The sequence below is a fragment of the Azospirillum sp. SYSU D00513 genome, from assembly GCF_017356015.1.
Taxonomy (GTDB): domain Bacteria; phylum Pseudomonadota; class Alphaproteobacteria; order Azospirillales; family Azospirillaceae; genus Azospirillum.
Genome location: NZ_JAFIQV010000005.1, coordinates 131,048 through 154,455 on the forward strand (window position 1 = coordinate 131,048; position 23,408 = coordinate 154,455).

A 23,408-nucleotide genomic window follows, 5' to 3' on the forward strand; every position below is an offset into this window, starting at 1 on the left:
ACCGGCCCGCAGAGGCCCGCCGCCTTCTGCGGCGCGCATCATACGAATTCGAATAAATACTAGTTCAAAAGGCTTATTACGCTCAAGAGAGCTTTCGCGACGCCGAAAAAGATTTCAACCGCCGGTCCACATTCCTATGTCTGCATTTCCTGGCGCGAGAAGCGACCATGGACGTCCCCGCCCTCCGGGAGGTAAACTGCCGATAGGACTATGCCGTCCAGCCAGGGGTCACGCCTGGAGGACGGCCGGCGTGAAAGGCCTCGGCATGACGGTGATGGGACGGGCTTGGCGGAAGGTGCCGACGGTGTCGGCCAAGTTCCTGCTGATCCTGATTCCGACTTTGACTCTGACGATGGCCGGCTGCTCCTCATTCTTCTTCTACGGGAAGTACGAGGAGCGCCGCGGCGCGCTCAGGGACCGCATGGCCATCATCGCGGAGATCAACGCGCAGACCCTGTCCCAGTCGCTCTGGTCGATGGACGAGGACTCCACGGGTGCGTTGCTCCAGGCGATCGCGGGGAACCGGGAGCTGAGCTGCATCGTGGTGTCCGACGACCTCTCGCACAGGACCTACGTCTGGCCGCCGGGCAGCCCCGCCACCCTTCCCTCGCCGGAACCACCCTCCGGGCGCGCTTCGGAGCCCGGCTGCGCCGGCTCGGCCGGCGAGGGGCAGGAGGACAGCGTCCGCCGGCCGATCACCTTCCAGGGCCGCCACCTCGGCACCCTGACGCTGCACTTCACCTCCGCCTCGCTGGACGCGCGGATCGCGGAGGAGATCGCCAATACGGCGTGGCTCCTGCTCGCGATGCTGCTCGCGACCGTGGCAACGGCGCTCGCCGCCCACCGGCTGACCATCGGCGAGCCGCTGCGCCGCCTCGTCGACTCCATCCGCATGGCGGAATCCCAGAACCGCCGGCAGCCGGTGGACTGGTCCTCGCGCGACGAGCTGGGCCGGGTCATCGCCGCCTACAACGGCATGCTGGGGCGGCTGACGCGGGAAGAGGCGGCACTCCGGCAGAGCGACGAGCGCCTGGCGCTGGCCATCACGGGCACGCGCTCGTCGGTGTGGGACTACGACCTGCGCAGCCGGCAGTTCTGGTGGTCACCGGAGTTCCCGGCGCTGCTCGGCTACCGGCCGGGCGACCTGCCCATGTCGGTCGAGAGCTGGGAGTCGCTGATCCACCCGGACGAACGGCCGCGCGTCCAGGCGGAATTCCGCCGACGCGCGACGGAACGGGGGCATGCCCACGGCTTCGTCTACCGGCTGCGCCACCGCGACGGCTTCTGGATGTGGATCGAGGACCGCGCCACCGCGCAGCACGGCGAGGACGGCCGCGTGGTGCGCCTGACGGGCACCATGTCCGACGTGACGGAGCGGGTCCAGGCCGACCTGGAGCTGGCGCGCGGGCGCAACATCCTCCAGGTCACGCTCGACAACACCGACCAGGGCATCATCATGGTCAACCGCAGCCTGCGGCTGGTCATGTCCAACCGCCGCGCGGCCGAGCTTCTGAACGTTCCGCCGGCCTTCCTCGCCAACAATCCCTCCTACCCGGAACTCGTCCGGCTGCAGCGCGGGCGCGGCGAGTTCGACGAGATGGTCGACGACCCCGACCTGCACCTGGACAGCCTGGGCCACGCGTCCGAGCAGCCCTTCACCTTCAAGCGCCGGCGCCCGGACGGCCGCATCGTCGAGGTGCGTTCCAACCCGCTGCCCGACGGCGGCTTCGTCCGCACCTTCACCGACGTCACGGTGGAGGCGCGTTCCGCCGAGGAGGTGTTCAACGCCATGCAGGCGCTCGAACGTGCCTACGCCGACCTGACTCAGACCCAGGCAAGCCTGGTCCAGGCGGAGAAGATGGCGTCCCTGGCGCTGCTGGTTGCCGGCGTCGCGCACGAGATCAACACGCCGGTCGGCATCGCCTACGGCTGCGCCACCCATCTCACCGCCCGGACCAGGGCGCTGACCGAAGCCTTCGAGGGCGGCGCGCTCCGGCGCTCGGAGCTGTCCTCCTACGTCGAGACGGCGAACGAGGCCACGCGGCTGATCCAGCAGAACCTGACCCGCGCGGCCGAGCTGATCCAGAGTTTCAAGCAGGTCGCGGTGGACCAGACCAGCCAGGAGCGCCGCGTCTTCGAGCTGCGCGGCTATCTGGAGGAGGTGGTCACCTCGCTCGGTCCGCAGCTCCGGCGCGGCGCCCAGCGGGTCGCCGTCGATTGCCCGGACGGGATCGTGATGGACAGCTATCCGGGCGCCCTGTCGCAGGTCGTCACGAACCTGCTGATCAATGCCCTGACCCACGCCTTCGCCGGGCGGACGGACGGCACCATCCTGGTGAGCGTTGCCGAGCCGCGCGCCGCCGCCGCGGACTGGGGGCCGGCGGCCTGGGAGGCGGAGATCCCCGACGCGGGACCGCCGTTGGCCGAGGAGGTGGAGATCCGCTTCACCGACGACGGATGCGGCATCGAGCCCGACCACCTGTCCAAGATCTTCGAACCCTTCTTCACCACCAAGCGCGGCACCGGCGGAAGCGGGCTGGGACTGCACATCGTGTTCAATCTCGTGACCCAGCCTCTGGGCGGCCGGATATCGGTTGACAGCGCGCCGGGCAAGGGCACTACCTTCGCCGTTCGCATACCGACGGTGGCCCCCTTGCCGGCGGAAACAAGGCGGCCGGGACGGCCGTGGGGAAGAACGCGGCAACCGTCGATACAGTGGCCTTTGATGCAGTGGAAACCGAAACTTTGGCCTGACCTGTCGCGGCTGTTCCAGCAGCCCGCGGGCGGCGAACCGGACTGGCAAGGCGACGAGGGCGGCATGACCGGCGCCGGGCGGCCTCGCATGGTCGCGAACGCGGCGGGCGGAACCGCGACTCCCGGGGCGCCCGGCGGCGTGCCCGGAGACATGACCGGCGGGGACGGTGACGGCGAAGACAGGGCTGGCGGGGATAGGGCCGAGCACGTGCACGAGGACATGATCGAGTTCGCACGGGAGGTTGAGGACGACGGCCCCGGCGACGGCGCCGTGCCGGTCGAAGACCGTCCCTGGCCCATCCTGGTCGTGGACGACGATTCCGACATCCACGCGCTGACCCGGCTTCTGCTCGCCGACGTCACCTTCATGGGCCGGCCGCTCGATCTCATCAGCAGCTACTCCGCCTCCGGCGCGCGCTCGATCCTCCAGCAGCGCGCGGACATCGCGCTCGTTCTGCTGGACGTGGTGATGGAGGAGGACCACTCCGGCCTGCGCCTCGTCCGCTGGATCCGCGACGATCTGGGGGACCGGAAGGTGCGCATCGTCCTGCGGACCGGCCAGCCCGGCCAGATGCCGCAACGCGACGTCATCGCCCACTACGACATCAACGACTACAAGTCCAAGGCGGAGCTGTCGGCCGAGGGGCTGTTCACGGCCGTCATCGCGGCCCTGCGCTCCTACGACCAGATCCACTCCATCGAGCGCCGGGTGGCCGAACGCACGCGCGAGCTGACCGAAAGCCGCGCGCAGATCCACGCCATCCTGGAATCCAGCCCCGCCGGCGTCTGCGCCTATGACGAGGACGGCGTCATCGTCTTCTGCAACGACCGGCTCGTGTCGCTGCTCGGCACCTCGAAGGACCGGCTGATCGGCTCCCGCGTGGAGTCCATGCACGCTCCCAGGGAGGAGTTCGGCTCGGCCGAGGAGGAGGTTCCGTTCCGGCGCGCGATCAGCGACGCCGAGGTGCTGCTGCGCCGGGCCGACGGCTCCACCTTCTGGGGTCTCGTGTCGGGCGACTGGACCCAGCTGGAAGGGCGGCCGGCCTTCCTCGCCTGGGTCTATGACATCACCCGCCGCAAGCAGACCGAACGCCATCTGAAGGCCGCCAAGGAACAGGCCGAGCAGGCGACCTCCGCCAAGTCGGCCTTCCTGGCGACCATGAGCCACGAGATCCGCACGCCGATGAACGGCGTGCTCGGCATGCTGGAGCTTCTGGAGCGCACCAGCCTGGATTCCATGCAGTCGGACACCGTCGCGACCATGCGCGAGTCCGCGATCTCGCTGCTGCGGATCATCGACGACATCCTCGACTTCTCCAAGATCGAGGCCGGCAAGATGGACCTGGAGCATCTGCCCGTGTCCATCGCCGGCGTGGTGGAGAGCGTGGCGGAGACGCTGGCGCCCTCGGCACGCGCCAAGGGGCTGCCGCTGCTGACCTACATCGACCCGGCCATCCCCGCGGCGCTGGCCGGCGATCCGGTGCGGCTGCGGCAGATCCTGTTCAACCTCGGCGGCAACGCCATCAAGTTCACCGAGGCCGGCCACATCGTGCTGCGCGCGACGCTGATGTCGGTCGACCCGTCGCGCGGCAACGGGCAGGCGCGCCTGCGGATCGAGGTGGCGGACAGCGGGATCGGCATCCCGGCGTCGGTCCGGGAACGGCTGTTCCAACCCTTCACACAGGCGGAAAGCTCCACCGCGCGCCGTTTCGGCGGCACCGGGCTCGGCCTGTCGATCTGCCGCCGCCTCGTGGCGCTGATGGGCGGCGAGATCGGGGTGGAGAGCACGCCCGGCGACGGCTCGACCTTCTGGGTGGACCTGACGATGGACATCGCGGCCGGACCGCCGGAGACCGGTCCCGATCTCTCCGGCCTGACCGTCCTCGTGGGCATGCCGGCGCCGATGGAGCGCCGTTTCGTCATCGATTATCTGGAAGCGGCCGGCGCGCGCGTCTTCGCCGCCGCCACGCCGGAGGAGCTGACCTCCCAGGGCCACGCCGCCATGCTGGCCGGCCATGCGCCACGCGTGGTGGTGATCGATGACACCCTCCACACGCCGGCCGCGGCCAGCGCCCCGCAGCTGCTGGGCCGGCGTGCCGGGGAGCCGCAGCTTCCCGTCGTCATCCTGAAGGACCCCGGCCCGGAAGCGCCGGTCCGCGGATTCGGTCAGACCGTGATCTCCCGCCCGCTTCGGCGCTCCGCCCTGTTCCAGGCCGTGGCGGAGGGTGCCGGGCGCGCCGCCTCGGTGGGCGCCGAGGGGAACGCCGCCTCCCGGTCCGCCATGGCGCTCGACTCGCTGGCCGTTCCCCGCCCCATGGCACCGCCGAGCGCCGAGGAGGCCGAAGCGCGCGGCCGGCTCGTGCTGGTCGCCGAGGACAACGCCATCAACCGCAAGATCGTGCTGCTCCAGCTCAGCTCGCTGGGCTACGCGGCGGACCTGACGGAGAGCGGGGCGCAGGCGCTGGAAGCCTTGGCCAAGAAGCCCTACGCGGCTCTGCTGACCGACATCCAGATGCCGGAGATGGACGGTTACGAGCTGACCCGCCGCGTGCGCGAGGCCGAGAAGGCCGCCGGCGGCGACCGGCTGCCCATCATCGCCATCACGGCCAACGCGGCATCGGGTGACCGCAACGGCTTCCTGGCGCAGGGGATGGACGACGTGCTCAGCAAGCCGCTCGACCTCGCGCAGCTCGGCGCCGCGCTGGCGCGCTGGGTGCCGGGGCGGGAGGCGCCGGCGCCCGCGGCCCCTCCGGCGGCGCCCGTCAACATCGAAAGCCTGCGGCGGCTGTGCGGCGACGACACGGCGCTGATGGCGGAGATGCTGAACGACTTCGTGTCGGTCAGCCGTGGCGTCATGGCCACGCTCGCCGCGGCGATGGCCGGCCGCGAGACGGACGCGGTGCGGAGCTGCGCCCACAATCTGCGCGGATCGGCCCTGAACGCCGGCGCCAAGCCCCTGGCCGCCGCCGCCCAGCGGCTCGAACGGGAGGCCGAGACGGGCGCCGGCTGGCCGGCGCTCATCGCGCTCGCCGAAGAGGTCGAGGAGGCCCTGCGCGCGGTGGAACGGGTGGCCGCCGAAGGCGTGGCGTAACGGCGGCGGCTCTTCCCCTGCGTTCGAGCCATCCTCCCGCTCCTGAACCATGCGCCCGGCCGGATCCCCCCGGCCGCCCTGCTCCTAATTCTTGCGTTTTATTCTAAAATTTTATACAAATGTCTGGTTATTGCGGTGCGGTCTGTTCCGGAGGAGGACGCCATGAGCACGGCGGATTGGCTGGACGAAAGGCTGGCGCAGCGGCGGCGGGACGCCAGGCTGCGCGCCGAGGCGAGGGCCGCGGCACAGCGCCGCCAGCGCTCGCGCCGGGTCCTGGTGAAGACCCGGAAGCTGGCCCGGATCCTGCTGGGCGTCGTGACGCTGGTCCTCGCCATCGCGGTCACGGAGATCCTCGTCCGGATGGGCTGAGCCTGCCGCCCGGTCAGGGCAGGATCACGACGTAGCGCTTGGTCGTGGTCTCCAGCACCTCCCAGCTTCCCTCGAAGCCCGGCTCGATGACGAAGCGGTCGCCCGCCCGCAAGGTCCAGCTCCGCCCGTCGGCGTGGCGCACGGTGCTGACGCCCTCCAGGATCTCGCAATACTCCCACTCGTCGTAGAGGATGCGCCAGGCGCCGGGGGTGGAGCGCCAGCGCCCGGCGAAACGCTTGCCGTCCGGCGACTCGTACTCGTTCCAGGTCGTGAAGACCGGCGCGCCGGAGAGGATGCGGTCCTCGGCCGGGGCGCCGGACTCGGGCTCGGCGGCGGGGTTCAGCGTCGTCAGGGTCATGGAGTCCTTCCTCACAGCGTGGCCAGCAGGGCCGGCAGGTCGCGCACCGAGCCGAGGCGCCAGCAGTTCTCCGCCGGCGGCTCCGCCTCCTCATGTGCCCAGGTCAGGTGGTAGGGGACATGCACGGCCCGCGCGCCGACCGCCACCACCGGCAGGATGTCGGACCGGACGGAGTTGCCGACCATGAGGAAGCGCGCCGGATCGACGCCGCGCCGCTCCAGGATGCGGCGGTAGGTCGCCGGGTCCTTCTCGCTGACGATTTCCACGCCGTGGAAGCGCTCGGCGAGGCCGGAGCGGGCGATCTTGCTCTCCTGGTCGAACAGGTCTCCCTTGGTGATCAGCAGCAGCCGGTGGCTTGAGGCGAGCGCCTCGACCGTCTCGGCCACCCCGTCCAGCAGCTCCACCGGATGGGCCAGCATGGACTTTCCGAACTCCATCAGCGTCTGGATGTCGCGCGCCGGCACGCGCCCGCCGGTCACCTCGATGGCCGTCTCGATCATCGACAGGACGAAGCCCTTGATGCCGTAGCCATAGAAGCGGAGGTTCGCCGTCTCCGCGGCCAGCAGGCGCCGGTCGATGTCCGACGCGTCGAAGGCCGATCCGTCCTGGCCGGCGGCGTGGGCCAGCAGGGTGCGGAAACGCTCCTGCGTCATGGAGAAGAGCGACTCGTTGTGCCAGAGCGTGTCGTCGCCGTCGAAGGCGATGGTGTCGATCATGGAGGCCACACATCCCCGAAAAAATGGATTCCGCCCGCCGGCCGCGGTGACGGCGGCTGGCTGGACGCGCCCATCATGGCTTAGAGTGCCGGTTTGTTGCCACCTCGCAGGTTGATTATGCCGTCCCTCACCGTCGCCGATTACGGCCTCCGCCCCAGCGCCCAGACCCTTCCCGCCAGCGCCATCGTCCAGGTCGCCGATTACGGGCGCGGACGGCCCGGCATGATCCCGATGTGGTTCGGCGAGGGCGACATTCCCGCCCCGGCGGCGGTGGGCGACGCGGCCTACAAGGCCATCCAGGACGGGCGCGTCTTCTACACGCTGCAGCGCGGCGTGCTGAACCTGCGCGAGACGATCGCCGCCTATCTGGAGCGGGTGCACGGGCGCCCGATGGACCTGGAGCGCATCACCGTCACCCATTCCGGCATGACCGCGATCATGATGATCATGCAGGCGCTGGTCGATCCGGGCGACGAGGTGGTGATCGTCAGCCCGGTCTGGCCGAACGTCGTCTCCGCCGCCTACCTCATGGGCGGCGTGCCGCGCCAGGTCTCCATGACGCTCGGCGAGGAGGGCTGGACGCTCGATCTGGAGACGCTGTTCGCCGCCTGCGGGCCGCGCACCAAGGCGATCTTCATCAACTCGCCCAGCAACCCGACCGGCTGGACCATGTCGCGCGAGGAGATGGCCCGCGTCATGGCCTTCGCCCGCGAGCGCGGGATCTGGGTGATCTCCGACGAGGTCTATTCCCGCCTCGTCTATGACGACCGGGTCGCCGCCCCCTCCTTCCTGGAGGTGTCGGAGCCGGAGGACCGGCTGTTCGTCGTCAACAGCTTCTCCAAGTCCTGGGCGATGACCGGCTGGCGCATGGGTTGGATCATCGCACCGCCGGCACTGGGCAAGGTCATGGCGAACCTCGTGCAGTTCTCCACCTCCGGCATTCCGGAATTCATCCAGATCGCCGGCGTGACGGCCATCGAGGGGGGCGAGCCCTTCATCGCCAGGATGCGCGAGCAGTACCGCGCCGCCCGCGACCTCGTCTGCGAGGCGCTCGCCACCTCGCCCCGCGTCCGCGTGCGCCCGGCTCCCGGGGCCTTCTACGCCTTCTTCCAGGTCGAGGGCGAGACGGACAGCCTTGCGCTCGCCAAGCGCATCGTGGACGAAGCCAACATCGGCCTCGCCCCCGGCGTCGCCTTCGGCCCCGGCGGCGAGGGCGCGCTCCGCCTCTGCTTCGCCAGCCGGCTGGACAAGGTGGAAGAAGCCATGGGACGGCTGATGCCCGTGCTGCGGTAGGGGGGTGCAAACCGGCGGGCGGTGCCCGCCGGAGCGCCCGGGCTTCAACATTTCATGGCCTCGCCGCGCTGAACGGCGAGGCTATAGTGGTCTTCGTCATGAACGATGAGATTGGATACTGATGTTCCGGAACGCCGCCCGTGCAGCGATATGCCGACGCGGTTCGGAAACACGCGGAGCTTGGCCGGCGTCGATCACGCCGTCGGTGCCCAGGTAAGTCGCTGCATACTGGTCGGCCGACACAAGGATCATGCGTCGTGCCATGGCCTGTGCAATGATGAGCCGGTCCATGGGATCCCTGTGGCCAGCCACAATCGGCAAATGAAGAACGTTCGAATAATCGGCGGCCTCTTGCACGATGAGGCCGAATCCTGCCCCCGTTACGCGTGCATCGAAGTTTTCGAGAAGATCCAGGGCATCTTCCCACCGCCCCGAAGCAATTTTCATTGCAATTTCCTGAGCGGAAACCAGGGTGGCGTAAATTTCGTTGTCGGGATCCTCAAGCGCACCCTTTGCCGCAGGACGCAAGTGCTGCGGAGCATAAAGCGCCCAGAAGAGTGCTTGCGTATCGAGAAGCAGAACGGGCATGCGGGAGGACGCGTCAGTCCTCCAGCTTCAGGCCAAGATGCGCGTGCTGCCCCAGCTTCACGCCCCCGCGTTTGGGAGCAATGACCGCTTTCGGCTCAATCATGGTTACGCGAGGCCCGACGACGGTGCCGTTGCGAGACACTGCAATGCCTTCCAGGGCCTTGCGCAGCCTCACCGCGAGAAAGCGCGAACGGGTCCTCCGCTGCTGGGAGCCAAGTAGGGCTTTCGGCTTTTTGGTCGGTGCGTTCATGCCTTCAAGATACGTCAGAACCCGCGAAAATCCAGCCCCGGAAAGGAGCAAACGGACGGCCCGGACCTTGCCTCGGAGTTGCGTGTTCCTACGCGCTTCCCATCGTCTGGGTCAGCGCGTTGAGGAGCGCCGGCGGGGTGACGGGCTTGTGCAGGACGTTGATGCCGCTCGCCCGCGCCTCGCGGATGCGGTCGGGGGCGGTGTCGCCGGTGATGATGATGCTGGGGATCGGCTGGTGGAACAGCTCGCACAACTCGCGGATGGCCTCGGCGCCGTTGCGGCCCTCGCGCAGGCGATAGTCGCTGAGGATCATGCTGGGCGGGCGGCCGTGTTCGGACAGCAGCCCGACCGCCTCCGCCGCAGAAGAGGCGGCGATCACCTCGTAGCCCCAGCCCTGCAGCACCATCTGGAGGCTGGCGAGCACCACCGGCTCGTCGTCGATCAGGACGATCGTTCCCCGCGAGGACGTGCCGCGCGACGCGTCGGCGCCCTCGCCGGCGCGCACCGGGCGGCGGACGTCGCGCCGGGCGACGGGCTGGAGCGGCACCTCGACCCAGCGCAGGGCGCCGCGCCCCGGCAGTGGCCGCGCGCCGACCGTCAGCCCCATCAGGGCCGCGAGCCGCCGCACCACGGCGAAGCCGAGCGCGATGCCCTTCTCCGGCCCCTCCTCCGTCAGGCCGGGCGATTCCCCGTTGCCGGTGTCCCACACCTCGATGCGCAGTAGGCCGCCGTGCCGCCGGCAGCCGACCAGCACCCGCCCGTCCTCCGTGCCGCGCAGGGCACCGTCCACGAGGTTGCGCAGCATGCGGCCGAGCAGGGCCGGGTCGGTGGTCACCATGGCGCTGGAGGGCACCACACGCAGATCCACCCCCTTGCGCTCGGCCGTCGCCGTCAGCCCGTTCAGCACCGGCCCCAGCACGCTGTCGGCGGGGAAGTCCGCCGGCGAGACGGTCACCGTTCCGTCGTCGAGCCGCGCCACGTCGAGCAGGTTGTCGAGCAGCGTCTTCATGGAGTCGACGGCCGTCTCCATGTTGCGCACCATCTTCAGCATCGGCCCCTCCGGCAGGCGGGAGGCGAGGACCGAGGTGAAGAAGATCAGCGACTGGACCGGCTGGCGCAGGTCGTGGCCAGCGGCGGCCAGGAACTTGGTGCGTGCGGCGGCGGCGCGCTCCGCCTCCTCCTTGGCGCGGCGCAGCGCCAGGCCGCCGTCCTCTCCGGACACGGCCACGCCGGATGCCGCCGGGCGGGCGGCGGGGCGGTGGGCGGGCGGCCGCTGCACGGGCGGGCGGGCGGGCTCGCGGACCAGCAGGGTCATCAGCCGCTCGCCATTCACCAGCGCCTCGCCGCCGACGGTGAGGTCCAGGGGGAAGAACCGCCCGTCCCGGTGGCGCCCCTGGGTCCGGCAGCTCTCGCCGACGGTCAGCCCATGCTCGGGCAGGGCAGGCTCGGGCAGCAGGGACTCGATCCCCTGCCCTTGCAGCGATTCGAGGCCGCGGCCGAACAGGCGCTCGGCCGATCGGCTCAGCGCCCGGATGCCGCCGCCCTCGTCCAGCACGATCACGCCATCCCGGACGGAGTCGAGCAGCGCGCGGTTCAGCGCCTCCGGCCCATCGTCCGCGACGGCCGGTGCCGGGGTGGCGACCGTGAGTTCCTGTGATGGCCGGGCGACGGGCGCCGGCCCGTCCCGGCGGGCGCGCAGCGTCCAGCCGGCCAGGCCCGAGCCGCCGGCCAGCAGAAGCGCCGCCAGCACGCCGAGGCCCATGTCCGCCAAGGCCATATCCATGCGCCGCTCCCCCACCGCCCCGGAAAGGTTAACAACTCGTTAACAGAAGCTTCTAACATCGGAGCCGGCCCGCCGGTGCCACAACCTGTCCTTTGGGCGTAAGAGCATTTTAGAGGCCTCCATGCCCGCGCGCCGGTTGCCAGCCCCGGCGGATCGGCTACCCTGTCGCCCAAGGTCGGCCCAGACCGGCCGCGACTGGAAGAACCGGGAAGGAACAGCGCATGGCGCTCAAGGCCGAACAGCTGAAGGAAAAACTGACCGACCAGGTCGTCCGCCACCTTCATGAGCGGCTGGACCGCGACCGCGCCGGTCCCGCCGAGCGTTTCGTCCGGCAGTTTTACGACAACGTCCCCCCCGACGACATCCTCCAGGCCCCGGCCGAGCAGCTCTACGGCGCGGCACTCGCCATCTGGCAGTGGGGCCAGCGGCGCGAGCCCGACCGGGCCGCCGTGCGCGTCTACAACCCGCGCATGGAAGAGCATGGCTGGCAGTCGCCGCGCACCGTGGTGGAGATCGTCAACGACGACATGCCCTTCCTGGTCGATTCCGTCGTGGCGGAGCTGACGCGCCAGGGGCTGACCGTCCATCTGGTGATCCATCCCGTGGTGCGGGTCGCGCGCGACGAGGCGGGGTGGCTGACCGGTCTGCACGGGCCGGCCGAGGCGCCGGCGGAGACCAGGCCCGAATCCTTCATGCATGTGGAGATCGGCGCCGTCAGCCGGCCCGAGGCGCTGGAGGCCGCGCGCGCCGGGCTGGAACGCGTGCTGGGCGACGTGCGGGCGGCGGTCGGTGACTGGGGCGCCATGCTCGACCGCGTGGGCGAGGCGATGGAGGAGTCCGTGGCCGCCTTCCGCTCCGTCCCGCCGGAGGAGGTGGAGGAGGCGATGGCCTTCCTGCGCTGGCTGAAGGACCACCATTTCACCTTCCTGGGCCTGCGCGAATACCGGTTCGAGGAGGGGGCGGAAGGCGCGCAGACCTCGCTCAACCTCGTGCCCGAAAGCGGGCTCGGCATCCTGCGCGACGAGCAGGTCACCGTCTTCGACGGCCTGCGCAACTACGTCACCCTGCCGCCGGAAGTGCGGGAGTTCTTGCGCAACCCGCGCGTCCTGATGGTCACCAAGGCGAACCGCGCCTCCCCCGTCCACCGGCCGGTGCCGATGGACGTCATCCTCATCAAGCGCTTCGACGAGACGGGCCGGGTCGTCGGCGAGCGTCTGATCGCCGGGCTCTTCACCTCGTCCGCCTACAACCGCAGCCCGCGCGAGATCCCCTACCTGCGCCGCAAGACCGCCGAGATCGTGGAGCGCGCCGGATTCGAACCGCGCAGCCACGACGGCAAGGCGCTGCTGAACATCCTGGAGAGCTACCCGCGCGACGAGCTGTTCCAGATCCGCCCTGACGAGCTGTTCGACATCGCCATGGGCATCCTGCACCTGCAGGAGCGCCAGCGCACCGCGCTGTTCCTGCGCAAGGACCCGTTCGAACGCTTCGTCTCCTGCCTCGTCTACATCCCGCGCGACCGCTACGACACCGCCCTGCGCCGGCAGGTCCAGACCATCCTGGAGAAGGCGCTGGACGGCTGCTGTACGGCCTTCTACACGCAGCTCTCCGAGAACGCCCTGGCCCGGCTGCACCTGATCGTCCGCACGTCGCCCGGCAAGCTTCCCGCCTTCGATCCGGCGGAGCTGGAGGCGCAGGTGGCCCGCGTCGTGCGCGGCTGGGCCGACCAGCTCGCCTCCGCCCTGATCCAGGCGCACGGCGAGGAGAAGGGGCTGGCGCTGCTGCGCCGCTACGCCGACGCCTTCCCGGCGGGCTACCGGGAGGACTTCCCGGCCGAGACCGCGGTCCAGGACATCGACTGGATCGGACGCGCGGCGGCCCAGGGCGGCTTCGCCGTGAACCTCTACCGCCCGCTGGAGGCCGAACCCGGCACCCTGCATGTGAAGATCTACCGCGAGGGCACCCCGGTGCCGCTGTCCGACGTGCTGCCGATGCTGGAGCACATGGACCTGAAGGTCATCACCGAGGTGCCCTACGAGATCGCCGGGGCCGATGGCGCCCCGGCCGTGTGGATCCATGATTTCGCCGCGCGCGGGCAGGCCGGCGCGCCGGCCGAGATCGCCGCCGTGAAGGAGACGTTCCAGCAGACCCTGCTGGCCGTGTGGGACGGCCGCATGGAGGATGACGGCTTCAACCGGCTGGTCCTGCGCGCCGGGCTGACCGCGCGGGAGGTCGCCGTCCTGCGCGCCTACGCGAAGTACCTGCGCCAGGCGCGGCTGCCCTACGGGCAGGATCTGGTGGAGAACACGCTGGCCGCCTATCCGGCCATCGCCCGCGAGCTGCTGGCCCTGTTCCACGCCCGCTTCGATCCGTCCGCCACCGCTGCCGGCCCCGGCGACGGCTCTGGGGAGCGGCGGCAGGCCGAGGCCGCCCATGTGGAGGCCATCGAACGGGCGCTGGATGGAGTGGGCGACCTGGAGGAGGACCGCATCCTGCGCCGCGTCCTCAACCTGGTCCGCTGCACGTTGCGCACCAACGCCTATCAGCCGGGGGCCGACAGCCGGCCCAAGCCCTATCTCTCCTTCAAGCTGGACAGCCGCAACATCGAGGAGCTGCCTCTGCCGCGCCCGATGGTGGAGGTCTTCGTCTACAGCCCGCGCATGGAGGGCGTGCATCTGCGCGGCGGCAAGGTGGCGCGCGGCGGCATCCGCTGGTCCGACCGGCGCGAGGATTTCCGGACGGAGATCCTCGGGCTGATGAAGGCGCAGATGGTCAAGAACGCGGTCATCGTGCCGGTCGGCTCCAAGGGCGGCTTCGTGGTCAAGCGCCCGCCGCCGGCCTCGGCGGGCCGTGAGGCATGGCTCGCCGAAGGCGTGGAATGCTACCGCACATTGATGCGCGGCCTCTTGGACATCACCGACAACTTCGCCGCCGACGGTTCGGTCGCGCCGCCGGCCGGCGTCGTTCGCCATGACGGGGACGACCCCTATCTGGTGGTCGCCGCCGACAAGGGGACGGCGACCTTCTCCGACTACGCCAACGCGGTGTCGCTGGAGTACGGATTCTGGGTGGGCGACGCCTTCGCCAGCGGCGGCTCGGCCGGTTACGACCACAAGAAGATGGGCATCACCGCGCGCGGCGCCTGGGAGTCGGTGAAGCGCCATTTCCGCGAGATCGGCCAGGACATCCAGACGCAGGACTTCACCTGCGTCGGGGTCGGCGACATGTCGGGCGACGTGTTCGGCAACGGCATGCTGCTGTCGAAACACATCCGTCTGCTCGCCGCCTTCGACCACCGCCACGTCTTCGTCGATCCCGATCCGGATCCGGCGGCGAGCTGGGCCGAGCGCAAGCGGCTGTTCGACCTGCCCCGCTCCTCCTGGGCCGACTACGACGCGGGCCTGCTGTCCAAGGGCGGACGGATCTACGAGCGCTCGGCCAAGTCGCTGGAGCTGACGCCGGAGATCCGCGAGCGCTTCGGAATCGCCGAGACCCACCTGCCCCCGGCGGAGCTGATGCGCCGGCTGCTGACGGCCAGGGTGGACCTGCTGTGGTTCGGCGGCATCGGCACCTACGTGAAGGCGTCGCGCGAGACCAACGCCGACGCCGGCGACAAGGCCAACGACGCGCTTCGCATCGACGGGCGCGACATCCGGGCCAGGGTCGTCGGCGAGGGCGCCAACCTCGGCGTCACCCAGCGCGGGCGCGTCGAGGCGGCCATGAACGGGGTCCGGCTGAACACCGACGCCATCGACAACTCCGCGGGCGTGGACACCTCCGACCATGAGGTGAACATCAAGATCCTGCTAGGCGACGTGGTGGCGCGCGGCGACATGACGCTGAAGCAGCGCGACGAGCTGCTGAGCAGCATGACCGACGAGGTGGCGCGCCTCGTGCTCGCCCACAACTACCACCAGACCCAGGCCCTGTCGCTCGCCCAGGCGCGCGGGGCCGACCAGCTCGAGCCGCAGGCGCGCTTCATCCGCGCGCTGGAGCGGTCGGGCCGGCTGAACCGCGCCATCGAGTTCCTGCCCGACGAAGAGGAGATCGCGTCGCGCACGGCGAACCGGCAGGGGCTGACCCGGCCGGAGCTGGCGGTGCTGCTGGGCTATGCCAAGCTGACGCTCTACGACGACCTGCTGGCCTCGGACCTGCCGGACGATCCCTTCATGACCGAGGACCTGCTGCGCTACTTCCCCGGCCCCCTGCGCGAGCGGCACGCCGACGCCATCGCCCGCCACCGGCTGCGGCGCGAGATCATCGCCAACGTCATGACCAACAGCCTGTCCAACCGGGGCGGCCCGACCTTCGTGAAGGAGATCATGGAGAAGACCGGCATGGGCCCGGCCGACGTGACGCGCGCCTACGCCATCGTGCGCGACGCCTTCGGCCTGCGCTCACTGTGGGCGGAGATCGAGGGGCTGGACAACCGCGTCGCGGCGGCCGTGCAGACCGCCATGCTGCTGGAGACGGTGCAGCTGATGGAGCGTACGGCCGCCTGGTTCCTGACGAACGCCGCCCACCCGCTGGACATCGCGGCGGAGACGGCCGCCTACCGCCCCGGCATCGAAGCGCTGGCCGGCGGGCTGGAGGACGTGCTCGACCCGGACGAGATCCAGCAGTTCGCCGACCGCCGACGGGAGTTCGCCGGGCAGGGCGTGCCCGACGTCCTCGCCGGCCGCGTGGCGGCGCTGCCGGTGCTCGCCGCCGCCCCCGACATCGTGCGGATCGCCGGTCGGACGGGCCGCGAGGTCGCGGCGGTTGCGGCGGTGTTCTTCCAGCTCGGCCGCCGCTTCGGGCTGGAATGGCTGCGCGAGAAGGCGGCGATGGCCAAGACCGACAACCACTGGCAGAAGCAGGCCGTGGCCGCCATCCTGGACGACCTGTTCGCGCACCAGACGCAGCTGACCCTGCGCATCCTGGAGTCCGGCGGCTCCGCCTCGGCGGCGGACGCGCTGGTGGAAAGCTGGACCGAGCAGCGCCGCCCGGTGGTCGAGCGGGTCGAACAGCTCCTCTCGGAGCTGCGCACCCAGCCCGGCATCGACCTCTCCATGCTCGCCGTCGCCAACCGGCAGCTCCGGGGGCTGACGGCGGGGTAACGGGGGCGTGCATGAGGCCGCCGGGCCTGTCCGGAACCAATCCGGACAGGCCCGGCCGTCATCCCGCGCCGAGATCGACCGAGAAATGTCCACGGCCGGCCGTCTCGGGCTTGGCGGTCACCGTGACCGTCACGTCATAGCCCAGCCTGTTCAGCCAAGCCGTCAAACGCTCGACGCTCACGCTGTGCATGCGGCCCCGCAACACCTTGGACAGGGTCGGCTGATCCGTGCCGACCAGGGCTGCGGCCTCCGTCTGTGTCAGTCCCCGACTATGGATGGCCGCCGCGATGTGGCCGATGAGGCCGCTCTTGACCTCCATCTCCTCGGCTTGCTCGGCGGTGAACCCAAGGTCGGCGAAGACATTGCCGCTGCTTACGGTGAAATCAGCCATTCCTCCGTTCCTCCTCGCGTTCACGATCCAGTTCCGCCGCGCTCGCCAGACGTTTCCGGATCAAGTCGATGTCCCTCTGTGGCGTTGCTATTCCGCTTTTCGATTTCTTCTGAAATGCATGCAACACATACACAGCTGTCTTAAGCTTCACCGTGTACACGACCCGGTAAGTATCTGTGTCGTCGTTCTCCACAAGCTTCATCGTGCCCGGCACTTCCGCCGGCTTGGCGTTGAAAGGAGTTTCCCCGTTCTGCACTTGGCGAAGCTGGTATCCGAACGCTCCCTTCAGATCCGGATCGAAGCGTGAAATGTCTTTGAGACTGCTGCCCATCCAAAGGATTTCACGGCCTTTCGGTGCGGAAGGATATGGTGTTTTTGCCATACTTCCAAGAGCCTCGTAGCTCATTCATCGGAAGGCTCAACGCCAACCCTCCATACGAATGAATGTCGATGCCGATGAGCGGGCATGCTCGCGTTCGGAAGGTCGGCCGGTAGAAGCGCCCGGCTTAGATCCGGTGGGCGGGTAGGCACACAGCTCCGGCGGGCATGGCATTATGGCTGTAGCAACGGCGGCTTTCCCGCTAAAGTGCGCCACGACCAGAGCTTTTCGCCGATCCGGAGCCTCCGCCATGACCGACACCGCCCCCGACCTGAAAGACGCCATCCGCCGGTTCCGGGCGGACGACCTCGCCGGGGCGGAGGCTGCCTGCCGGGGGATCCTGGCGGCGGACCCGCACAACGCCGACGCCCTGCACCTGCTCGGCCTGATCGCCGCCCACACCGGCCATCCGGAACCGGCGCTGGAGCTGTTCGCCCGCGCCATCGGGGAGAACGGCAACGACGCCTCCTTCCACAACAGCCGGGGAAGCCTGCTCTTCCAGCTCGGCCGCGCGGCGGAGGCGGAGGCCGCCTTCCGCGGCGGGCTGGCGGTGAACGACCGGCTGCCGGAGCTGCACGGCAACCTCGGCAACGCGCTGAAGGCGCTGGGCCGGCCGGAGGAGGCGGAGGCCGCCTTCCGCAAGGCGCTGGAGCTGCGCCCCGGCGCGCCGGAGATGCACAACTTCCTGGGCGCCACGCTCCGTGAGCTGGGCCGGCTGGAGGAGGCGGAAGCCGCCTTCGCCACCTCGCTGGAGCTGGAGCCGGGCTATCTCGACGCCCGCTACAACCTCGCCGAACTGCTGTCCACGCGCGGCGCGCTGGAGGAGGCGGCCGAGGCCTTCCGCGCCGTGCTGACGGCGGCACCCCGCTTCATCCCGGCCCATGTCGGGCTGGCCCACGCGCTGCAGAGCCTTGACCGAGCGGGCGAGGCGGTGGAGGTCATCGAGGCGGCCCGCGCCATCGACCCGGACCACCCGCTGGTCGCCTTCACGCGCCGGCTGATCCATTCCGGCGCGGTGCCCGGCTGGCACCTGCCGATGATCAACGACTTCGAACGGAACGAGGCCTACGACGCGGCGCTGCGCCGGGCGGTGAAGCCCGACTCCCTGGTGCTGGAGATCGGCACCGGATCGGGCATCGTCGCCATGATGGCCGCGCGCGCGGGCGCGGGGAAGGTGGTGACCTGCGAGGTGAACCCGATCCTCGCCCGCGTCGCCAAGGAGACCGTGGCCCGGAACGGCTACGAGGACCGCGTCTCGGTCGTGCCGAAGCTGTCCACCCAGCTCGTCATGGGCGAGGACATGCCGGAGAAGGCCGACGTCTTCGTGTCGGAGCTGATCAACATCGGCATGCTGGCCCCGCGCATGCTGTCGGTGCTCCAGCACGCCCGCACCCATCTGGTGAAGCCCGGCGGCGCCATCATCCCGCGCGCCTCGACGGTCTACGCCATGCTGGTCGAGACGCCGGAGTTGGCGCGCATCAACCCGGTCAAGACCATCGACGGCTTCGACATGTCGAGCTTCGACGTCTTCCGCTCCCCCGGCTACCAGCAGATCGACCTCGCCGCCGACGCCCACACGCCCCTGTCCGCCGACTTCACCGCGCTGGACTTCGACTTCACCCGCAACATGCCGGAGGAGGGCGAGCGCGAGATCGAGGTGGAGGTCACCGCCGAGGGCACCGTCCATGGCGTCGCCTTCTGGTTCGACCTCTTCATGGACGAGGAGGTCACCTACCGCTCGGGGAGCCGCTCGCGCACCAACCACTGGAAGCAGGCCATGACCTTCCTGGAAAGCCCGATCCCGGTCGCCCCCGGCGACCGGCTGCGCATCCTGGCCCGCTACGACAACAACCAGATCTCCTTCGGCGTGGTCGGCGGCTCGATGGTCTGAAGCCGGCCTAGTCCCGGCAAATCGTCCCCTTGCGCCCCTGGTCGTCGAGGTAGCTGTAGCAACCGAAGATCGGGCCGCTCTTCTGGCACTGGGCGCCGGCCTCGGTCACGAGGCACTCCCCGGCGCAGTCGCCGCGCGCGGTACAGGCCTTGCCGCCGTCGGAAAGCGGCATGAAGCACAGCTCCAGCCCGCGCCGCCCCCCCTTGGCCCAGCGCCCGCCAGCCTCCCGGCAGGCCGCTTCGCTGTCAGGGCGGGCGACGGTCAGTGTTTGGCCCTCCCCTTGCGAGGAAAAGGCGCCGGACGCGCCGCAGCCGGCCAGCGGCATCGCCAGCGTCAGGCCGAGCAGCGCGGCGGTGAAAACGGCCTTCGGCATGGTCACGGTCGTCTCCTCGGCAATGTCCGGGTCCTCGGCAATGTCCGGGCACGCGAGGCCCGGCCGGGGCAAGATAGCACGGGCTCGCCGGGCCGTTGACGCCGCCGATGCGCGATTTCATGCTGGTCCGGCGCCAGGAGACGAGGAACGACCATGACCGAAGCCGCACCCCGCGACGACGCCATCCTCGTCCGCCCGCTCTCGGGCGAGGAGGCCCACGGGAGGGTCGCCGCCCTGGCGGAGGTCCTTATCGACTGCGTCGCGGGCGGCGCCTCGGTCAGCTTCATGGCGCCACTCGGCCGGGAGAAGGCCGAGGCCTTCTGGCGCGGCGTCGCCGAAGGGGTCGCGCGTGGCGAGCGCGCCCTTCTGGTCGCGGAGGACCCCGCGAATGGCGAGACCCTGGGCACGGTGCAGCTGATTCTCGGACAGCCGGAAAACCAGCCGCACCGCGCCGACCTGTCCAAGATGCTGGTCCACCGCCGTGCCCGGCGGCGCGGTGTCGGTGCCGCGCTGATGCGGGCCGCGGAGGAGGCGGCGCGGGCGGCCGGCAAGACGCTGCTCGTGCTCGACACCGGCTCGGAGGAGGCCGAGCGGCTTTACGGGCGCATGGGCTGGACTCGGGTCGGGGTGATTCCCGGCTTCGCCCTCCATCCCGACGGGCGCCCCTGCGACACCACCTTCTTCTACAAGAACCTCGCCTGAGGACGGGAGCCGGGCCGTGGCTTGGGCTGGACGCCGGCTTGGGCTAGACTGCGGCGCGCCTGACAGGAGCCCCTCATGCCGCCCACCCCCGCCGCCGGCCGAACGAGCGACTGGCGCGCCATCGCCGCCTGGTGCCTCTACGACTGGGCCTGCTCGGCCTACAACACGGTGATCACCACCTTCATCTTCGCCGTCTATTTCGCGCGCGGGGTGGTGGGCGACGAGGTGTCGGGTGCCGCCCGCTGGAGTGCCGCCATGACGCTGTGCGGCCTGCTGATCGCGCTGCTGAGCCCCGTTCTGGGCGCCATCGCCGACCGCAACGGACGGCGCAAGCCCTGGCTGGCCGGCTTCACGGCGGTGACGGTCGTGGCGAGCGCCCTGCTCTGGTGGGTGCGGCCCACCCCGGACGACGCCTTCCTCGCGCTGGCCTGCGTGGTGGTGGCGACGGTCTCCTTCGAGCTGGCGAACGTCTTCTACAACGCCAGCCTGCCCGGGCTGGTGCCGAAGGACCGGCTGGGCCGCGTGTCGGGTTGGGGCTGGGGCTTGGGCTATTTCGGCGGCCTGAGCTGCCTCGTTCTGGCGCTCTTCGTCTTCGTGCAGGCCGAGGCCCCGCTGTTCGGGCTGCTCGGCAAGGAGGATCAAGCCAACGTGCGGGCGACCAGCCTGCTGGTGGCGGCCTGGTACGGGCTCTTCGCCCTGCCCTATTTCCTGCTGGTGCCGGACGAGCCGGCCACCGGGCGCCCCCTGGGTGCGTCCGTGCGCGAGGGACTCGCCACCCTGCGCCGGACGGTTCTGGAGCTGCGCCGCTACAAGCAGGTCCTGCGCTACCTGATCGCCAGCGCCTTCTTCCGCGACGGCATCAGCACCATCACCGCCTTCGGCGGCCTGTTCGCCGCCGGCACCTTCGGGATGAGCTTCCAGGAGATCGTGCTCTTCGCCATCGCGCTGAACGTCTGCGCAGGGTTCGGGGCGGTCGCCTTCGCCTGGGTGGACGACCGGATCGGCGCCAAGCCGACGATCCTCATCAGCCTCACGGCACTCACCGGCTTCGGCGTGCCGCTGCTGCTGGTCGAGGAGAAGCTGTGGTTCTGGATCCTGGCCCTCGGGCTCGGCACCTTCTTCGGGCCGGCCCAGGCCGCCGGGCGGTCGCTGATGGCGCGGCTGTCGCCGCCGGGCATGGCGGGCGAGATGTTCGGGCTCTACAGCCTGACCGGCCGGGCCGTCGGCTTCCTCGGCCCTCTCGCCTTCGGCCTCGCCACCCAGGCCTTCTCCAGCCAGCGCGCCGGCATGGCGAGCGTTGTCGCTTTCTTCGTGATCGGCTTCGCGCTTATGCTCACCGTTCGCGAGCCGGCGCGCGCCGAAGCCGCGCCGTCACCCCCGCCCTGAACATTCCTGGAAGGACGGAGTAAAGCCGCATGCTGCACATCAAGGACATCGAGGCCTTCGCCAGCATCAACGAGGCGCTGAACCGGCCCGCCGCGCAAGGCCAGCCGGCGGAGGTTCCCCCGCGCGACGAAGCCAAGCCTTCGGCACCGCCCACCGCCGCGGAGCTGTTCGCCCGGATGCTCGGCCGGCGCTGAAGCCGGGTGCACGGCTTCAAGCTTTTCACGGATCAGGCCCGATTCTTCCTGTTTTTCACGCCTTGTGATGGATTTTCACAAGCAGCGGCCAAAACCGCCGGAAGTTCACCGACCCAAGAATTGAAAACGGGCGGAGCCCGAAGGCCCCGCCCGCTCCGTACGCAATCCTGGCAAACGGCTCAGTGCCGGAAGTGGCGCATGCCGGTGAGGACCATGGCGAGGCCCTTCTCGTCGGCGGCGGCGATCACCTCGTCGTCGCGGATCGAGCCGCCGGGCTGGATCACCGCCGTGACACCGGCTTCCGCCGCCGCCAGCAGGCCGTCGGCGAAGGGGAAGAAGGCGTCCGACGCCACGACCGAGCCGCGGGTCAGCGGCTCGGACAGGCCGGCGGCCTTGGCGGCCTCGCCCGACTTGATGGCGGCGATGCGGGCGGAGTCGACGCGGCTCATCTGGCCGGCGCCGACGCCGACGGTGGCGCCGTTCTTCGCGTAGACGATGGCGTTCGACTTGACGTGCTTGGCGACGCGGAAGGCGAAGAGCAGGTCGGCCATCTCGGCCTCGGTCGGAGCGCGCTTGGTCACGACCTTCAGGTCGGCCGGGCTGACGCGGCCGGAATCGCGGTTCTGCAAGAGGAAGCCGCCGGAGAGCTGCTTGATCATCATGCCCGGTTCGGCCGGGTCCGGCATGTCCTTGCTCAGCAGGACGCGCAGGTTCTTCTTGGAGGCCAGCACGGCGCGGGCGGCCTCGTCGGCGTCCGGCGCGATCACCACCTCGGCGAAGAGCTTGGCGATCTCCTCCGCCGTGGCGGCGTCCAGCGGGCGGTTGACGGCGATGATGCCGCCGAAGGCGCTGACCGGGTCGCAGAGCAGGGCCGACTTGTAGGCCTCCAGCAGGCTTTCGCCCTGGGCGACGCCGCAGGGGTTGGCGTGCTTGATGATGGCGACGGCCGGGCGCTCGAACTCGGCCACCAGCTCGAAGGCGGCGTCCGTGTCGTTGAGGTTGTTGTAGCTCAGCTCCTTGCCCTGGAGCTGGATGGCGGTGGCGACGCCGGGGCGCTGCTCGCCGGTCGCGTAGAAGGCCGCCTGCTGGTGCGGGTTCTCGCCATAGCGCAGGGTCTGGACCAGCTTGCCGGACAGGGCGGTGCGCGGCGGGAAGACCTCGCCCTGCTGGCCGGCGAGCCAGCCGGAGATGGCGGCGTCGTAGGCGGCGGTGCGGGCGTAGGCGCGCTGGGCGAGCCGGCGGCGCAGGGCAAGCGTGGTGCAGCCGTCCGTGGCCGCCAGCTCGGCGATCACCGCCTCGTAATCCTCGGGCTCGGTGACGATGGTGACGAAGTCGTGGTTCTTGGCCGCCGCGCGGATCATGGCCGGGCCGCCGATGTCGATGTTCTCGACGCAGTTGGCGTAGTCGGCGCCGCCGGCCACCGTCGACTCGAACGGGTAGAGGTTCACGACCACCAGGTCGATGGCCGGGATGTCGTGCGCGGCCATGGCGTCGGCGTGGATGTCGCGGCGGGCCAGGATGCCGCCATGGACGCGCGGGTGCAGCGTCTTGACGCGGCCGTCCATGATCTCGGGAAAGCCGGTGTGGTCGGAGACCTCCTTCACCGGCACGCCGGCCTCGGCCAGCCGCTGGGCGGAGCCGCCGGTGGAGAGGATCTCCACGCCCCTGGCCGCGAGCGCCTGCCCCAGGGCGACCAGCCCCGTCTTGTCGGACACGGAAATCAGCGCGCGGGTGATGCGCACGGTGTCGGGAGCGGGGGAATGGGCGGCTTTCGGCGGGCTCATGGGGCAA

17 protein-coding genes are annotated in these 23,408 nt (G+C 70.1%); 8 read left to right on the forward strand and 9 right to left on the reverse strand.

The features are described from left to right. Positions 1-250: 250 nt before the first annotated feature. Both JUB11_RS32635 and JUB11_RS05915 read left to right on the forward strand, forming a co-directional pair. Complete coding sequence (locus JUB11_RS32635; protein WP_348771365.1) at positions 251-5,845, forward strand: ATP-binding protein; 5,595 nt, start codon at positions 251-253, stop codon at positions 5,843-5,845. Positions 5,846-6,007: 162 nt separating this feature from the next. Further along, positions 6,008-6,214: a hypothetical protein gene (locus JUB11_RS05915; RefSeq protein WP_207457185.1), complete on the forward strand. Its 207-nt coding sequence runs from the start codon at positions 6,008-6,010 to the stop codon at positions 6,212-6,214. A 13-nt stretch (positions 6,215-6,227) separates the two neighbouring features. Here JUB11_RS05915 and JUB11_RS05920 read toward each other — a convergent pair whose 3' ends face one another. Continuing rightward, positions 6,228-6,572 carry a cupin domain-containing protein gene (locus JUB11_RS05920; protein WP_207457187.1) on the reverse strand — a complete coding sequence of 115 codons (345 nt, stop codon included), beginning with the start codon at positions 6,570-6,572 and terminating at the stop codon, positions 6,228-6,230. An 11-nt stretch (positions 6,573-6,583) separates the two neighbouring features. Then, the gene (locus JUB11_RS05925) at positions 6,584-7,288 is read right to left on the reverse strand and encodes an HAD family hydrolase (RefSeq protein WP_207457189.1); all 705 of its coding nucleotides are present in this window, start codon (positions 7,286-7,288) and stop codon (positions 6,584-6,586) included. A 117-nt stretch (positions 7,289-7,405) separates the two neighbouring features. Here JUB11_RS05925 and JUB11_RS05930 point away from each other — a divergent pair, with 117 nt between their 5' ends. Continuing rightward, on the forward strand, positions 7,406-8,581 hold the full coding sequence (locus JUB11_RS05930; protein WP_207457191.1) for a pyridoxal phosphate-dependent aminotransferase: 1,176 nt from the start codon (positions 7,406-7,408) through the stop codon (positions 8,579-8,581). A 96-nt stretch (positions 8,582-8,677) separates the two neighbouring features. Here the strand turns inward: JUB11_RS05930 and JUB11_RS05935 are convergent, their stop codons facing one another. From JUB11_RS05935 to JUB11_RS05945, 3 genes are all read right to left on the reverse strand, one after another. Beyond that, positions 8,678-9,169, reverse strand: coding sequence for a type II toxin-antitoxin system VapC family toxin (locus tag JUB11_RS05935; RefSeq protein ID WP_207457193.1), 492 nt, complete (start codon positions 9,167-9,169; stop codon positions 8,678-8,680). A gap of 13 nt (positions 9,170-9,182) precedes the next feature. After that, positions 9,183-9,419, reverse strand: coding sequence for a hypothetical protein (locus tag JUB11_RS05940; RefSeq protein WP_207457196.1), 237 nt, complete (start codon positions 9,417-9,419; stop codon positions 9,183-9,185). An 88-nt stretch (positions 9,420-9,507) separates the two neighbouring features. Further along, positions 9,508-11,202 carry a response regulator gene (locus tag JUB11_RS05945; RefSeq protein ID WP_207457198.1) on the reverse strand — a complete coding sequence of 565 codons (1,695 nt, stop codon included), beginning with the start codon at positions 11,200-11,202 and terminating at the stop codon, positions 9,508-9,510. Between the two features lie 221 nt (positions 11,203-11,423). Between JUB11_RS05945 and JUB11_RS05950 the strand changes: the two genes are divergently transcribed. Beyond that, a complete protein-coding gene (locus JUB11_RS05950) occupies positions 11,424-16,301 on the forward strand; it encodes an NAD-glutamate dehydrogenase (RefSeq protein ID WP_207457200.1) in 4,878 nt (1,625 codons plus the stop codon). A gap of 58 nt (positions 16,302-16,359) precedes the next feature. On the opposite strand, the gene JUB11_RS05955 is transcribed toward JUB11_RS05950, so the two are convergent. Together JUB11_RS05955 and JUB11_RS05960 are read right to left on the reverse strand one after the other, a co-directional pair. Further along, a complete protein-coding gene (locus JUB11_RS05955) occupies positions 16,360-16,692 on the reverse strand; it encodes a helix-turn-helix transcriptional regulator (protein WP_207457202.1) in 333 nt (110 codons plus the stop codon). Further along, on the reverse strand, positions 16,685-17,098 hold the full coding sequence (locus tag JUB11_RS05960; protein ID WP_247886872.1) for a type II toxin-antitoxin system RelE/ParE family toxin: 414 nt from the start codon (positions 17,096-17,098) through the stop codon (positions 16,685-16,687). Before JUB11_RS05960 ends, JUB11_RS05955 begins: the two co-directional genes overlap by 8 nt. A gap of 223 nt (positions 17,099-17,321) precedes the next feature. Between JUB11_RS05960 and JUB11_RS05965 the strand changes: the two genes are divergently transcribed. Continuing rightward, on the forward strand, positions 17,322-18,962 hold the full coding sequence (locus JUB11_RS05965; RefSeq protein WP_207457204.1) for a tetratricopeptide repeat protein: 1,641 nt from the start codon (positions 17,322-17,324) through the stop codon (positions 18,960-18,962). Positions 18,963-18,969: 7 nt separating this feature from the next. On the opposite strand, the gene JUB11_RS05970 is transcribed toward JUB11_RS05965, so the two are convergent. Next, positions 18,970-19,335, reverse strand: coding sequence for a hypothetical protein (locus JUB11_RS05970; RefSeq protein ID WP_207457206.1), 366 nt, complete (start codon positions 19,333-19,335; stop codon positions 18,970-18,972). 153 nt (positions 19,336-19,488) lie between these two features. Between JUB11_RS05970 and JUB11_RS05975 the strand changes: the two genes are divergently transcribed. The 3 genes from JUB11_RS05975 (at position 19,489) to JUB11_RS05985 (ending at position 21,617) form a co-directional block, all read left to right on the forward strand. Continuing rightward, entirely contained in the window at positions 19,489-20,037 is a 549-nt protein-coding gene (locus JUB11_RS05975) for a GNAT family N-acetyltransferase (protein ID WP_207457208.1), read from the forward strand. A 75-nt stretch (positions 20,038-20,112) separates the two neighbouring features. Further along, positions 20,113-21,423 (forward strand): MFS transporter, encoded by a 1,311-nt coding sequence (locus JUB11_RS05980; RefSeq protein ID WP_207457210.1) that lies wholly within the window; start codon positions 20,113-20,115, stop codon positions 21,421-21,423. A 29-nt stretch (positions 21,424-21,452) separates the two neighbouring features. After that, positions 21,453-21,617, forward strand: a complete 165-nt coding sequence (locus JUB11_RS05985; RefSeq protein ID WP_207457212.1) for a hypothetical protein — start codon at positions 21,453-21,455, stop codon at positions 21,615-21,617. Between the two features lie 179 nt (positions 21,618-21,796). Here the strand turns inward: JUB11_RS05985 and purH are convergent, their stop codons facing one another. Then, positions 21,797-23,401, reverse strand: coding sequence for a bifunctional phosphoribosylaminoimidazolecarboxamide formyltransferase/IMP cyclohydrolase (purH, locus tag JUB11_RS05990; RefSeq protein ID WP_207457214.1), 1,605 nt, complete (start codon positions 23,399-23,401; stop codon positions 21,797-21,799). Positions 23,402-23,408: the final 7 nt, after the last annotated feature.